General features: G+C 71.0%; 12 protein-coding genes. 6 read left to right on the top strand and 6 right to left on the bottom strand.

Translation table 11 applies throughout. The features are described 5' to 3' along the window. Positions 1-118 precede the first annotated feature (118 nt). A complete protein-coding gene (locus ABFX50_RS23345; protein ID WP_346149486.1) occupies positions 119-2,281 on the bottom strand; it encodes a HelD family protein in 2,163 nt (720 codons plus the stop codon). 252 nt (positions 2,282-2,533) lie between these two features. Between ABFX50_RS23345 and ABFX50_RS23340 the strand changes: the two genes are divergently transcribed. The 6 genes from ABFX50_RS23340 to ABFX50_RS23315 are packed head-to-tail and all read left to right on the top strand — an operon-like array spanning position 2,534 to position 9,145. Beyond that, positions 2,534-3,733, top strand: coding sequence for an ROK family transcriptional regulator (locus tag ABFX50_RS23340; protein WP_346149485.1), 1,200 nt, complete (start codon positions 2,534-2,536; stop codon positions 3,731-3,733). A 19-nt stretch (positions 3,734-3,752) separates the two neighbouring features. Continuing rightward, positions 3,753-5,096: an extracellular solute-binding protein gene (locus ABFX50_RS23335; RefSeq protein WP_346149484.1), complete on the top strand. Its 1,344-nt coding sequence runs from the start codon at positions 3,753-3,755 to the stop codon at positions 5,094-5,096. After that, complete coding sequence (locus ABFX50_RS23330) at positions 5,093-6,013, top strand: carbohydrate ABC transporter permease (RefSeq protein WP_346149483.1); 921 nt, start codon at positions 5,093-5,095, stop codon at positions 6,011-6,013. The genes ABFX50_RS23335 and ABFX50_RS23330 overlap by 4 nt, the downstream gene beginning before the upstream one ends. Continuing rightward, entirely contained in the window at positions 6,010-6,897 is an 888-nt protein-coding gene (locus ABFX50_RS23325; protein WP_183661568.1) for a carbohydrate ABC transporter permease, read from the top strand. Before ABFX50_RS23330 ends, ABFX50_RS23325 begins: the two co-directional genes overlap by 4 nt. Beyond that, positions 6,894-8,156 (top strand): 6-phospho-beta-glucosidase, encoded by a 1,263-nt coding sequence (locus ABFX50_RS23320; protein WP_346149482.1) that lies wholly within the window; start codon positions 6,894-6,896, stop codon positions 8,154-8,156. The genes ABFX50_RS23325 and ABFX50_RS23320 overlap by 4 nt, the downstream gene beginning before the upstream one ends. After that, complete coding sequence (locus ABFX50_RS23315; protein WP_346149481.1) at positions 8,153-9,145, top strand: N-acetylglucosamine kinase; 993 nt, start codon at positions 8,153-8,155, stop codon at positions 9,143-9,145. The genes ABFX50_RS23320 and ABFX50_RS23315 overlap by 4 nt, the downstream gene beginning before the upstream one ends. 119 nt (positions 9,146-9,264) lie before the next feature. On the opposite strand, the gene ABFX50_RS23310 is transcribed toward ABFX50_RS23315, so the two are convergent. From ABFX50_RS23310 to ABFX50_RS23290, 5 genes are read right to left on the bottom strand one after another with little or no spacing between them, the layout of a single operon-like run. Next, complete coding sequence (locus tag ABFX50_RS23310) at positions 9,265-9,714, bottom strand: Lrp/AsnC family transcriptional regulator (RefSeq protein WP_183661574.1); 450 nt, start codon at positions 9,712-9,714, stop codon at positions 9,265-9,267. Positions 9,715-9,738: 24 nt separating this feature from the next. Beyond that, complete coding sequence (locus tag ABFX50_RS23305; RefSeq protein WP_183661576.1) at positions 9,739-10,332, bottom strand: GTP-binding protein; 594 nt, start codon at positions 10,330-10,332, stop codon at positions 9,739-9,741. Beyond that, complete coding sequence (locus ABFX50_RS23300; RefSeq protein WP_183661577.1) at positions 10,313-10,672, bottom strand: DUF742 domain-containing protein; 360 nt, start codon at positions 10,670-10,672, stop codon at positions 10,313-10,315. Before ABFX50_RS23300 ends, ABFX50_RS23305 begins: the two co-directional genes overlap by 20 nt. Then, positions 10,669-11,073: a roadblock/LC7 domain-containing protein gene (locus tag ABFX50_RS23295; RefSeq protein WP_183661579.1), complete on the bottom strand. Its 405-nt coding sequence runs from the start codon at positions 11,071-11,073 to the stop codon at positions 10,669-10,671. The genes ABFX50_RS23300 and ABFX50_RS23295 overlap by 4 nt, the downstream gene beginning before the upstream one ends. Beyond that, positions 11,070-13,712, bottom strand: a complete 2,643-nt coding sequence (locus ABFX50_RS23290; RefSeq protein WP_346149480.1) for a nitrate- and nitrite sensing domain-containing protein — start codon at positions 13,710-13,712, stop codon at positions 11,070-11,072. Before ABFX50_RS23290 ends, ABFX50_RS23295 begins: the two co-directional genes overlap by 4 nt. Positions 13,713-13,867: the final 155 nt, after the last annotated feature.

The following is a 13,867-nucleotide window of genomic DNA, read 5'->3' as shown; positions in this document are numbered from 1 at the left end:
CCCGTGCTGGACTGGGCAGCAAACTACCGACTCCAACTCAGATGTCAACCGTGTCCCGATCAGCGGAAACCTCAAGTTTTCGCAGGTAGGACATGCTCGGCGAGGCCAGTCTAATGCCCTAACTCCCCGCGAGTCCGCCCAGTGACTCGGGCAGCTCCATATCATGGACGACGCCCAGTCGCTGGGTGGCGCGGGTGAGCGCCACGTAGAGATCGCTCGCGCCGCGCGGCGACTGCTCGAGGATCATGGCGGGCTCGGCGACGATCACCGAGTCGAACTCCAGCCCCTTCGCCTCGGCGACGCCGAGCACCGCGACGGAGGCCTCGAGCACGCCTCGTCCCGTGACGCCGCCGACCTGGTCGGCGAGCTTGTCGAGCAGCACGTCGGGCCCGAGGACGGCGACCCGCCCGCCGTGCTCGGTCTCCCTCAGCACCAGCTCGGGCAGCCGGTCCAGCGGCTCGGCCCACGGCACCGCGCCGCTCTCGCGCACCGAGGTGGGGGCCTGCAGCGCGGGGTCGATGGAGGCCAGCACCCGCTGCGCCAGCTCCATCAGCTCGACCGGGGTGCGGTAGTTGATGGTGAGGGTCTCCTCGCGCCAGCGCCCCGCCACGTAGGGGTCGAGCGCCTGCCCCCATGAGCGGGCGCCGGCGCTGGAGCCGGTCTGGGCGATGTCGCCGACGATCGTCATGGACCTGGTCGGGCAGCGCCTCATCACCGCCCGCCACGCCATGGGCGACAGCTCCTGCGCCTCGTCGACGATCACGTGGCCGAAGGCCCACGTGCGGTCGGCCGCGGCCCTCTCCGCCGTCGTCAGGTACGGCTGGTCGCCGCGCTGCCGCTCGGCGAGGCGTTCGGCGTCCATGATGTCCGACAGGCCCGTCAGCTCCAGCACCTCGCGGGCGTAGGCGAGCTCCGACTCCTTCTCCCGCTCCTCCGCGGCGCGGGCGGCGGCCAGCTCCTCCTCCGCCTGCATCGCGGTGGCCCTCAGCACCTGCTCGTCGATGTCGCCGAGCAGTTCGGCGGCCTCGTCGAGCAGCGGCACGTCGGCCTCCGTCCACTCGGTGGACGTGCGCAGCAGCAGGGCGCGCTCCTCGCGGCTGAGGTTGCCCGCCGCGTAGTCGAGACGCTCGGGCGAGCCGTACAGGCCGATCAGCAGCCGCTGCGGCGTCAGGTAGGGCCACAGCCTGTTGAGCGCGCTCTTGACGACCGGCTCGGTGCGCAGCTCCTCGCGCAGGTCGGCGAGCTCGTCGTCGTCGATGAGGCCTTTGCCGAGCTTCTTGGCCAGCTGCCTGGCGAGGGCGTTGAGCAGGGAGCGCACGAAGACCGAGCGCGCCTGGTTGTGGCTGCGCCTCGAGCGGGCGGCCTTGTTCTTGGCGTTCTCCATCATCGAGCGGTCGATGGTGAGCCGCTGGCGGCCGAGCGGGAGCTCGATCGGCTGGCGCGGCACGCGCTGCCTGTCCCTCACCGCTCGCGCGATCACCTCCACCATGCGCACGTCGCCCTTGACCGCGGCGACCTCGGGGCGGTCCCTGCGGGTGGCGCTGACGCCCGGGTAGAGCTCGCCGACCGTGGACAGCATGACGTCGGTCTCGCCGAGCGAGGGCAGGACCTGCTCGATGTAGCGCAGGAAGGTGAGGCCGGGGCCGAGGATGAGCACGCCGCGGCGCTCGAGCCGCTCCCTGTGGGTGTAGAGGAGATAGGCGGCGCGGTGCAGGGCGACGACGGTCTTGCCGGTGCCGGGGCCGCCCTGGACCACCAGCACGCCGTTGAGGTCGGCGCGGATGACGCGGTCCTGCTCCGACTGGATGGTCGCCACGATGTCGCGCATCCTGCCGGTGCGCTTCTCGTCGAGGGCGGCCAGCAGCGCGGCCTCGCCGTTCAGCGTGGCCCTGTCGTCGTCGCTGAGCCCGTCGAGGTCGAGCAGGTCGTCGTCGACGCCGATCACCTCGCGGCCGCGCGTCTGCAGGTGGCGGCGGCGGGTGACCCCCATGGGGGCGGTCGGCGTGGCGCGGTAGAAGGGCTGGGCGACGGGCGCGCGCCAGTCGATCAGCAGCCTGTCCTGCTCGTCGTCGCTCAGGCCGAGCTTGCCGATGTAGAGTCGGCCCTCCTCGGTGTGGTCGAGGCGGCCGAAGACCAGGCCGCGCTCGACGGCCCACAATCTGGCCAGCCTGGCGGCGTACATGCCGGCGAAGGAGTCGCGCTCGGACCTGTTCTGCTGTGTGCCGACCGCGCCGGCGGCCAGCACCTCCTTGAGCTGCTTCTGCGTGCGCTCGCGCAGCACGTCGAGCCGCTCGTAGAGCCGGGAGACGTAGCGTTGCTCTCTGGCCAGCTCGGTTTGACGAGCCTCCGTCGAACCGTTAGTGTTGGTAGTAATGGGACGCTCCGGGCCTTTCTGACTGTTGTGGCAACAAATCGCAACCTTATCAGGTCCGTCGAGCCGCTGACATCACGTCTTCATTTCACCGCTTGACTCTATGGCGCTTTGCCGTCCATTGTGAGTTAGGAAAGTTTCCTAACTCAGTGGGAGTCACGAGTGAACGGTCCGGTTCCTGGAACACCCAGCCTGCTGCGCGCGATCAACGACCGCGCCGCTCTGCAGGTGCTGCTGGACCGGGGGCCGCTGACCCGGCCCGAGATCGGCACTCTCACCGGGCTGTCCAAGCCCACGGCCTCGCAGCTGCTGTCCAGGCTGCAGGAGGCGGGTCTCGTGGTGCTCGACGGCATCAGGGAGGGTCTGCCCGGCCGTACGGCCGAGCTCTACCGGATCAATCCCGACGCCGCCTACGTCGCCGCGCTCGACGTCACCCCCGACCGCATCGAGGCGTGCGTCGCCGACATCACCGGTCAGATCGTCGGCACGTACACCCGCCCCACCTCCCGCCGCCCCAGCGACGGGCTGATCGACAGGCTGCGCGGCGCCCTGGACGGCGCGGGCTCGCCAGGCCCGCTGCGCAGGGTGGTGATCGGCGTGCAGGCCGCGATCGACCCCACGACGGGCCGCCTCGGCTACGCCACGGCCAAGGACATGCCCGGCTGGCAGATCCCCAACCTCGTACCCACGCTGAGCGAGGGACTCGGCGTACCCGTCGACGTCGAGAACAACGTCAACCTCGTGGCGGTGGCCGAGCAGGCCCACGGCGCCGCCCGTGACCACCAGGACTTCGTCCTGCTGTGGGCCGACGAGGGCATCGGCTCGGCCGTCGTCCTCGGCGGGCGCATGCACCGCGGCGCAACGGGCGGCGCGGGCGAGGTCGGCTACATGCCCACCCCTGGCGCGCCGACCGCGCGCGAGGCTGGTCTCTACGCCAACCACGGCTACCAGGCGCTCACCGGCGGCCCTGCCGTGCTCAAGCTGCTGCGCTCGTACGGCGTGCGCGCCCGCGACTTCGGCCAGGCCGTCGCCGCCGCCGTGCGAACCGCGGCGGGCAGCGGCAAGAAGGCCGACGACGCCCGCGCGGGCCTGCGCGACATCGCCGCCAGGATCGCCGTGGGCCTCGCGGCCATCACCTCCGTGCTCGACCCCGGCCTCGTCGTGCTCACCGGCGGCATCGTGCTGTCCGGCGGCGAGAGCCTGCGCGAGCTCATCGAGCACGAACTCCACGCGCTCACCATCCCCAGGCCGCACGTGCGGCTGTCGACCGTCGAGGGCAACCCGGTGCTGGCCGGCGCCCTCGACCTCGCCCTCGACGCCGTCCGTGAAGAGGTCTTCAGCTCCACCGTCCCCACCGCTTAGATTGCAGGAGGCACCCCCCGTGCGTTTCGTCCCCCTTGCGGTCGCAGGACTCACCGTTCTTGCGCTGACCGCGTGTACGGCGGGCAAGGAGGCGCCGCCCTCGCTCGGCGCCCAGCCCAAGCCCTCGGGCTCGGCCTCGCAGGCCCTGCCCGCCGCCACCATCGAGCTCTGGCACGGCTTCCAGACCGACGCCGAGGTCAAGGCCTTCGAGGAGGCGATCGCGGGCTTCAACGAGAAGTTCCCGCAGATCACCGTCAAGACCACCAAGGCCGTCCAGGACGACCAGATCACCCAGGCCATCCGCAGCGGCAAGGCGCCCGACGTGGCGGCCTCCTTCACCACCGACAACGTCGCGCTGTGGTGCAAGACGGGAGCGTTCCAAGACCTCACGGCGGTCGTCAAGCAGGACGGCATCGACCTGTCGGTGCTGCCTGCGGCCTCGCGCTCCTACACCGAGTTCGAGGGCAAGCGCTGCATGATGCCGCTGCTGGCCGACGCCTACGGCATGTTCTACAACAAGGCCCTGATGAAGGGGAACGAGCCGCCCAAGACGCTCTCGGAGCTGACCAGGCTGACCAAGGAGCTGACGGTCAGGGACCCCGACGGCACGATCAAGGTGGCCGGCTTCATCCCCAGCTTCCAGTACTACGAGAACTCCCCCTCCCACCTGGCCCCCATGGTCGGCGCCAAGTGGTACAACGACGACGGCACCTCCGCCATCGGCTCCGACCCCGCCTGGAAGCAGCTGCTGACCTGGCAGAAGGAGCTCGTCGACTGGTACGGCTACGCCAACCTGGAGAAGTTCCGCCGCAGCCTCGGCGACGAGTGGGGCTCGGCGCACCCGTTCTTCAAGGGCAAGGTCGCGATGATCGTCGACGGCGAGTGGCGCAACGCCATGATCGCCAACGACTCCAAGGCCAAGTCGCTCGACTACGGCACCGCCCCGCTGCCCGTCGCCGACGACAAGCCCGACCTGTACGGCAGCGGCTTCACCGCGGGCACCGTCATCGGCGTGCCGAAGGGCGCCAAGAACCCGCAGCACGCGTGGGAGCTGATCAAGCACCTGACCACCGACACCGACAGCCTGGTGACGCTGTCCAACGCGCTGCGCAACGTGCCCACCACCAAGGCGGCGATGGAGTCTCCCCGGCTGGCCGCCGACGCCAACTTCAAGACCTTCCTCGACATCTTCGCCCACCCGAAGACGAGCACGCTGCCCGCGTCGGTCAACAGCGTCTTCAACCAGGACTCCCTCTCGACCTTCCTGGTCACCTGGGAGAAGGGCGCGGTCAAGGACCTCGACGCGGGGCTGAAGGGCGTCGACAAGCGCATCAACGACAAGCTGAAGCTGTCGGGCGGATGAGAGCCAGGCCGAAGCGGCGGGAGGGCCTGCGGGCCCTCCTGTGGCTCTCCCCGTGGATAGCGGGTTTCTCGATCTTCTTCGCCTACCCGCTGGCGTCGACCGTCTACTTCTCCTTCACCAACTACAACATGTTCACGCTGGAGTTCGTCGGCCTGGACAACTGGCGCTACCTGCTGCAGGACGACCGGGTCTGGGTCTCGGCCAAGAACACCCTGTGGCTGGTGGTCTTCATGGTGCCCGCGCAGGTGGTCTTCTCCATCGGCGTCGCGCAGCTGCTCACCAAGCTGAAGACGGGGGTGGGCTTCTTCCGCACCCTGTTCTACCTGCCGACGCTGGTGCCGATGGTGGCGGGGACCGTCGCCTTCGTCTTCCTGCTCAACCCGGTGGGCCCGGTCAACCAGATCCTGTCGTGGGCCGGGATCGCGGGTCCCGACTGGTTCGGCGACCCCTCGTGGTCCAAGCCGAGCCTGACCGCGCTGGCGGTGTGGGGCTGCGGCAACACCATGGTGATCTTCCTGGCGGCCCTGCTCGACGTGCCCAAGCACATGTACGAGGCCGCGGCCATCGACGGCGCGGGAGCGTGGCGGCAGTTCAGGAGCATCACGCTGCCGACCATCGCGCCGGTGCTGATGTTCTCCCTTGTCACGGCCGTCATCTACGCGCTGCAGTACTTCACGCAGGCGATGATCGCCTCCAGGGTCGCCTCTGGCGCCACCGACTCGGCGGGCAGCTCCTTCACCCCCGGCTATCCGGAGGGGTCGCTGCTCACGCTGCCGCAGTGGTTCTTCCACGCCGCCTTCCGCGACTCCAACATGGGCTACGGCTCGGTGCTGGCGCTGCTGCTGTTCGCCACCTCGATGATCTTCACGCTGATCCTGCTCCGCCAGTTCCGCAAGGCCGAGGAGGTCCACTCTTGAGCACCACGCTGACCGCGCCCCGCCGCTCCAGGGCGCTGCCCGCGCCCGCCACGGGGGCGAGACGGCGCAGGGTCCTGCACTGGATCGCCACCCACGCCATCGCGGTGGCGCTGGCGATCATGTTCGCCGGGCCCGTGGTCCTGGTCGGGCTGACCGCGCTGATGACCGACGAGCAGGCGCTGACCACCAACCTGTGGCCTGAGTCGTGGAACTGGTCGAACTTCGCCGACGTCTTCGCGAAGTCGCACCTGCTGACCTGGACGCTGAACACGCTGATGTACGCGGGGCTCGGCACGCTGTTCATGCTCGTCTCGTCGATCCCCGTCGCGTACGCGCTGGCGAGGTTCCGCTTCAGGGGGCGCAAGCTGGCCTTCCTGCTGGTCATCACGACGATGATGCTGCCGCCCCAGGTCGTCGCGGTGCCGATCTATCTGATCTGGGCCAGGTTCGGGCTCACCGAGACGCTGTGGCCGCTCATCCTGCCCATGCTGCTGGGCGACGCGTTCTCGATCTTCCTGCTCCGCCAGTTCCTGCTGACCATCCCGCGTGAGTACACCGACGCGGCCAGGGTCGACGGGTGCTCCGACTTCAGGACCCTGGTCAGGGTGATCCTGCCCATGGCCAGGCCGGCGATCGCCGCGGTGGCGCTGTTCCAGTTCTTCTACTGCTGGAACGACTACTACGGCCCGCTGCTCTACACCTGGATCAACCAGGACAACTGGACGCTCTCGCTGGGCCTGTCGACGTTCAAGGCCTTCCACAGCGTCCAGTGGAACCTCACCATGGCGGCCACCCTGCTGGTGACCGCACCGGTGATCATCGTGTTCTTCTTCGCCCAGAGAGTCTTCATCGAGGGCGTCACGTTGACAGGAGTAAAAGGTTGAAACTCGCCGTTGTCGGGGGCGGCTCGACGTACACGCCCGAGCTGATCGACGGGTTCGCGCGACTGAGGGACGAGCTGCCGCTCACCGAGATCGCGCTGGTGGATCCGGACCGTTCCCGCCTGGAGCTGGTGGCGGGCCTCTCGCGCAGGATGCTGGCCCGCGAGGGGCACGGCGCGAAGGTCGTCGCCACCACCTCCGTGCAGGAGGGCGTGGAGGGCGCGCAGGCGGTGCTGTTCCAGCTCAGAGTGGGCGGGCAGGCCGCGCGCAACGTGGACGAGACGCTACCGACGCAGTGCGGGTGCGTCGGGCAGGAGACCACGGGCGCCGGCGGCCTGGCCAAGGCGCTGCGGACCGTCCCCGTGGTGCTGGAGCTGGCCGAGCAGGTGCGCAGGCACGCGCCTGAGGCGTGGATCGTGGACTTCACCAACCCGGTCGGCATCGTGACCCGCGCGCTGCTCGACGCGGGGCACAGGGCGATCGGGCTGTGCAACGTGGCCATCGGCTTCCAGCGCCGCTTCGCCGGGCACCTGGGGGTCGACCCCTCGCGCGTCTCGCTCGGCCACGTCGGGCTCAACCACCTGACGTGGGAGCGCTCCGTCACCGTCGACGGCGTGGACGTGCTGCCCCAGCTGCTCGCCGAGCACGGCCGGGCGATCGCCGACGACATCGGGCTGCCTCTCGAGCTGGTGACCAGGCTCGGTGTGGTGCCGTCGTACTACCTGCGCTACTTCTACGCCCACGACCTGGTGGTCGAGGAGCAGCGGGCCAAGCCGTCGCGCGCGGCGGAGGTGGCGGCGATGGAGGCCGAGCTGCTGAAGCTGTACGCCGACCCTGCCGTCGACACCAAGCCCGCGCTGCTGGAGAAGCGGGGCGGCGCGTTCTACTCCGAGGCCGCGGTCGCGCTCATCGCCTCTCTGCTCGGCGACAGGGGCGACACCCAGGTAGTGAACGTGCGCAACGCGGGCACGCTGCCGTTCCTGCCCGACGAGGCGGTCATCGAGGTTCCCGCCGTCGTGGGGTCGGCGGGAGCCGCGCCGCTGCCGGTGCCCGCCGTGGAACCGCTGTACGCGGGCCTGATCGCGAACGTGTCGGCCTACGAGAGCCTGGCCCTCGAGGCGGCCGTGCACGGCGGGGCCGACAGGGTCCGCAACGCGCTGCTGGCGCACCCGCTGATCGGCCAGGAGGCCGTCGCGGGCGAGCTGACGCGCCTGCTGCTCGAGGCCAACAGGGCGCACCTGCCGTGGGTGGTGTCGGCGTGAGGACCGTGCTCGCGGTCGACGGCGGCAACAGCAAGACCGACGTGGCGCTGGTGGCCGAGGACGGCACCGTCCTCGCCACCGGCCGCGGAGGAGGTTTCCTGCCGCAGAGCGCGGGCGTGTCGGCGGCCGCCGACGTCGTGGAGGAGGCGGTACGGCAGGCGCTCGGCCCCCTGGCACGAGCCATCGGCACCACGCCCGCCGCGCCGTACGGTGACCTGCTGTCGGCCTACCTGGCCGGCGCGGACCTGCCGAGGGAGGAGGAGGCGCTGCGCGAGGAGTTCGCCGCGCGCGGCTTCGCCTCCGACGTCGTGGTGGGCAACGACACCTTCGCGCTGCTGCGCGCGGGCGCCTCGGGCCCCTGGGGCGTGGCGGTGGTGTGCGGGGCGGGGGTCAACGCCGTCGGGGTCTCCCCCAGCGGCCGGGTGGCCAGGTTCCCCGCGCTCGGCAAGGTCAGCGGCGACTGGGGCGGCGGGCTCGGCCTGGCCGAGGAGGCGCTGTGGCACGCCGTCAGGGCCGAGGACGGCAGAGGCGGCCCCACCGCCCTCGCCGCGCTGGTCACCGAGCACTTCGGCACCGCCACCGTCGAGGAGGTCTCGCTCGCCCTGCACTTCGGCGAGCTGGAGCAGTCGAGCCTGCACGGCCTCACCCCCAGGCTGTTCGAGGTGGCCGCGGCGGGGGATCCGATCGCCAGGTCGCTGGTGGAGCGGATGGCCGAGGAGATCGTGCTGCTGGCGGAGGTCTGCCTGCGCCGTCTGGAGCTGCTGGAGACGCCGACGGAGGTGGTGCTCGGCGGCGGCGTGCTGCGCGCCCGCGACCCGCTGCTGAGCGAGCTGCTCGACGAGCGGTTCACGGCGCGGGCGCCGCAGGCCAAGCTGGTCGTGGCCGACCTGCCGCCGATCGCGGGGGCCGCGCTCAACGGCCTGGACAGGATCGGCGCCGACGAGGAGGCCAAGGCCCGCCTGCGCGGGCACTTCGGCGACCTGCTCTGACCTCTTCTCCAGCAGACCATCTCCAGCAGGCCAGGAGCCGGAGTGAAGCCGCCCGGGCCACCGGGCGGCGCCGCGCGGGCGGGACGGCGGGGCACCACCGCCGCCCCGCCCGCGCGGTCTCAGCCGTCGCCCAGCTCGGGAGGGCGGTGTTCGTACGGCGTGCTCAGCACCACGGTCGTGCGGGTGGAGACGTTCGCCGAGGCGCGGATGTGCTGCAGCAGCTCCTCCAGCGCGAGGGGCGAGGCGACGCGCACCTTCAGGATGTAGCTCTCGTCACCCGCCACGCTGTGGCAGGCCTCGATCGCGCTCAGGTGGGCCAGCCGTTCCGGCGCGTCGTCGGGGGCGGCGGGGTCGATCGGCTTGATGGAGACGAAGGCGGTCAGCGGCAGCCCGACGGCGTCGTGGTCGACGAGCGCGGCATAGCCGCGCACGACCCCGCGCTTCTCCAGGCGGCGCACCCGCTGGTGCACAGCGGAGACCGAAAGGCCCGTCTCCCTGGCCAGGTCGGTGAAGCTCATCCGGCCGTCCTTGGCCAGCAGCGTGACGATCCTGCGGTCGATCTCCTCCATCCGATCAACGGTAGCGGCAGATGGTCACGAGGTGGTCCCGACCGGCTGCGCCCTCAGCTTCATCGCGTGCTCGACGAGCTGGATGAGCACCTCGCGGCTGGAGTCGCGCTTGCGGGCGTCGCAGAGCACGAGCGGGATCGAAGGGTCGAGGCCCAGCGCGAGCCGCACCTCGTCCAGCTCGTAGACGGGCGAGCCCTCGAAGCAGTTGACGGCGACCACGAACGGCGTGCCGCGCCGCTCGAAGTAGTCGACGGAGGGAAAGCAGTCGGCCAGGCGGCGGGTGTCGGCCAGGATCACCGCGCCGAGCGCGCCGAGCGCCAGCTCGTCCCACACGAACCAGAAGCGCTCCTGCCCGGGCGTGCCGAACAGGTAGAGCATGTAGTCGTCGCCCATGGTGATGCGGCCGAAGTCCATGGCGACGGTCGTCGTGCGCTTGGCCTCCACGCCGGAGATGTCGTCGACCCCGGTGGACCGGTCGGTCAGCGTCTCCTCGGTGCGCAGCGGCCGCGTCTCGGAGACCGAGCCGACCATGGTCGTCTTGCCCGCGCCGAACCCGCCGGCGATGAGGATCTTGATGGCGGTCGGCAGCCGCCGCCGATCAGAGCGACCGAAGACCATCGAGCACCGCCCTGTACATCTTCTCGTCTTGCATGTCCACCTCGGGTTGGGGATCCTGCACGGTGACGAACCCCTGGTCGAACAGGTCGCCCAGCAGGACACGAATCGTGCCCGCGGGAAGGTCGAGTCGGGCGGCGATCTCCGCCACGGAGATCGGCTCGCGGCAGAGCCTGGCGATCGACAGGTGCTCGGGGTCCAGGCCCGCCTCAGGGCCCGGCGGACCGCCCACGGCGACGGCCAGCGAGATCAGGTCGAAGGAGCCCCTGACGGGTTCGGTACGGCCGCGTGTCACCACGTACGGCCTGACGATCTCCGGATCGACCCATTCCTCGTGCGTCATCGCTTGGCCTCGTTGCGCGCGGGAGAGGTGAGGTACTGGCCGACCCTGGCCACCAGCATGGCCATCTCGTAGGCGACCAGGCCGATGTCGGCGTCCTGCAGGCACAGGACCGCCAGGCAGGCCCCCTCGCCCGCGACCGTCACGATGAGGTAGCGGGACTTCCACTCCACGACCGTCTGGCGCACCGCTCCGCCGCCGACGTGCTCGCTGACGCCTCTGGCCAGGCTCTGCAGGCCGGAGGCGACCGCGGACAGGTGCTCGCCGTCGGTTCGGTCGAGCTCCTTGGACGAGGCCATGAGCAGGCCGTCGGAGGAGAGCACGATCGCGTGCTCCACCTCCCTGATGCGGCCTGCCAGGTCGTCAAGGAGCCAGGTCAGGTCGGTTGAAGAGCCAGATCTCACGCCTCCCCCTCGGTCAGCTTGGCCGCCTGCGCCCTGCCCAGGCGGGTACCCGACTGGAACGAACCCATGATCGCGCGGATCTCCTCAGGTGAGCGCTCGTCTTCGTCCTGTTCCTGCGCCGGCGCGGCGTCGTCCGTCTTCAGCCCCGGCGCCAGACTGGCCTGCGGCACGCGGACCGGCAGGCCCGAGGGGGTGAAGGCGGGGATGGCCGGCTCGTCCTGCCCGCTCTCCCGCGCTCCCGTCGCCCCGGACTGGCCGCCGTGGGCGGCCACCTCGTCCTGGACGCCCACGCTCGCCGGCACGCGCGTCTCGGGAGCTTCCGCCCCGGCTGCGTGTCCGACAGGCAGCGGTGCTTTGACGACCCCCGCGGCCGGCCCGTTCAGAGGCGCCGTCCCGCCGCTCCCCCACCCGTCGTTCGCGGGCCCGTCGTTCACAGCCGCGTCGCGCACCGGCCTGTCGCGCACCGGGCCGTCGCTCAGCAAGCCGTCGCTCAGCGGGCCGTCGCTCAGCGGGCCGTCGCTCAGCAGGCCCGCGCCGACCGCCAGGTCCGGTGGCCCCTCGGCCACCGGACGCGCGGGCCGCCCGGTCGCGGGCGGTGGACGCAGCGCGGTGGCCGGTGGCGGCCTGAGCGCCGTGGGTGGCGGCCGGAGCGCCGTGGCCGTGGCGCCCAATGCAGTGCCAGGCGCAGTGCCAGGAGCGGCGCCGAACGCGGTCCTGGGCGCCGGGATGGATGGAACGCCGTCCCGGTCCTGCTCGGGCTCGGGCGCGGGGGCGGGCTCGGTGCCGATCAGTTCGCGCGGTACGAGGACGACCACCGTGGTCCCGCCGTACTGCGAGGCCTTCAACTGGACCTGGATCTGGTGCCGTTCGGCCAGCCTGGCGACCACGTAGAGGCCGAGCCGGGCGGTGCCCGTGCGCCTGAACCCGGGCGGCTCGGCGATGCGCTCGTTGGCGGCCTGGAGGTCCTCGGGCGTCATGCCGAGGCCCCAGTCCTCGATCTCGAAGACGTACCCGTTGGCCACGGCCTGCCCGCCGACCTGCACCATCGTGTAGGGCGGGGAGAAGGAGACGGCGTTCTCGATCAGCTCGGCCAGCAGGTGGATGACGTCGCCGACGGCCTTGCCCGCCAGCGTCGCCTCGCCCGTGAGCTGCAGCTGGACGCGGGTGTAGTCCTCCACCTCGGCCAGCGCGCCGCGCACGACGTCGATCATGGGCACCGACCTGCGCCACGTACGGCCCGGCGAGGCGCCCGACAGCACGATGAGGTTCTCGGCGTTGCGCCGCATGCGGGTGGCCAGGTGGTCGAGCCTGAACAGGTCGCGCAGTTCCTCGGGCTCGCTTGCGCGGCGCTCCATCACGTCGAGGACGGTGAGCTGCCTGTGCACCAGGCCCTGGGTCCTGCGGGCGAGGCTGAGCAGGATGTCGCTGACGCTGCGGCGCAGCTCGGCCTGCTCGACCGCGACCCTGACGGCGCTCTCCTGGACGGTGTTGAAAGCCCGGCCCACCGCGCCGATCTCGTCGTCGCCGAACGTCAGCGGCGGCGCCTCGACGGCCACGTCGACCTCCTCTCCCCTGCCGATGCGCTCTGCCACGCGCGGCAGCCGCTCGTCCGACAGCTCGCGCGCGGCGTCGCGCACCTTCTTGAGCTGGGCGAGGACGGCCCTGGTCGTGGTCACCGACAGCACGATCGAGGCGATGACGGCGAGGAGGCCGAGGCCGCCCACCAGCAGGAGCCTGGTGATCACGCCGGCCGCGACGGGCGTGGCCCGCTCGACGAGGCCGTCACGGCCCTTGTGCACGGTGCTGTCGAGCCCGGCCATGACCGGGTCGACGGCGCCCCTCCACTGCTCGGGTCCTGGCGGGGCGCCGCCCTGGACGAGCTGGTCCTCCAGCTGGCGCAAACGCGTGAAGGCGGCGCCGCCGACGAGTTCGTCGTAGCGCTGCCTGTCGGCCTGGGGCAGCTCGTTCGCCGCCTCGGCCCTGGCGAAGCGCTGGGCGCCGACGATCAGCGCGAACTGGCCGCGCTCGGCCCCGGTCAGCCCGCCGGCCGCCAGCGCGCCCGCGATCAGCGCGTCCTCCTGCGAGAGGATCTCGGTCGCCCTGCTCATCTCGGCGAAGGTCCTGGCGTCCTTGGCGATCTGCTCGTCGTCGACTCCGGCGAGCGCGTCGTGGGCCCGGTAGATCGAGTCGATGACCTCGGTGTAGGTGGTGGCGGCGCGGACCCGATCGACCTTCCCCGCGTCGATCGAGACACGCGCCGCCTTCAGCCCCTCGATGCGCCTGAACACCTGCCGCAGGCGCAGGTCGAGGGTGTCGGAGGCGGCCAGGCCCACGCTGGTGGACCCGGCCTGTTCGGTGAAGGCGTGCGCCGCGGCGTCGGTCCTGGCCCGCTGGATGCGCAGCGCCTCCTTCGCGCCGGCGCCCCGCTGTCCCAGGTGGACCAGCGACAGGCGGCGCTCCTGCTGGAGCTGGACCGTCAGCGCGTCACCCGGGTCGGCGACACCGCGGTTGAGCGTGGCGGCCCGGAGCAGGTCGGCGCCCTCGCCAAGGGTCACCCACGCCGCGAACGCCCAGAGCGCGGTCAGGCAGAGGAGCAGAGCCGTGACCTTGGTCCGTAACCGCAAGTTACGCAAGCGCATGTGCACACCTGAGGAAGTCTTTCATCACAGGACAATCACGGACCCTTGCGCCCCATCACTCCGGACACCCTAGCAACGCCACATTCTTCACTCAATACACAACAAACTGTAAATGTCGCTTTTGCCGGATTTAATGGCATTTAGCGGAGGCGCTG

Source organism: Nonomuraea recticatena, from assembly GCF_039533245.1.
Taxonomy (GTDB): Bacteria; Actinomycetota; Actinomycetes; order Streptosporangiales; family Streptosporangiaceae; genus Nonomuraea; species Nonomuraea roseola.
Note: the sequence above shows the minus strand (reverse complement) of the source record. Positions and strands in the feature narration are given on the sequence as shown.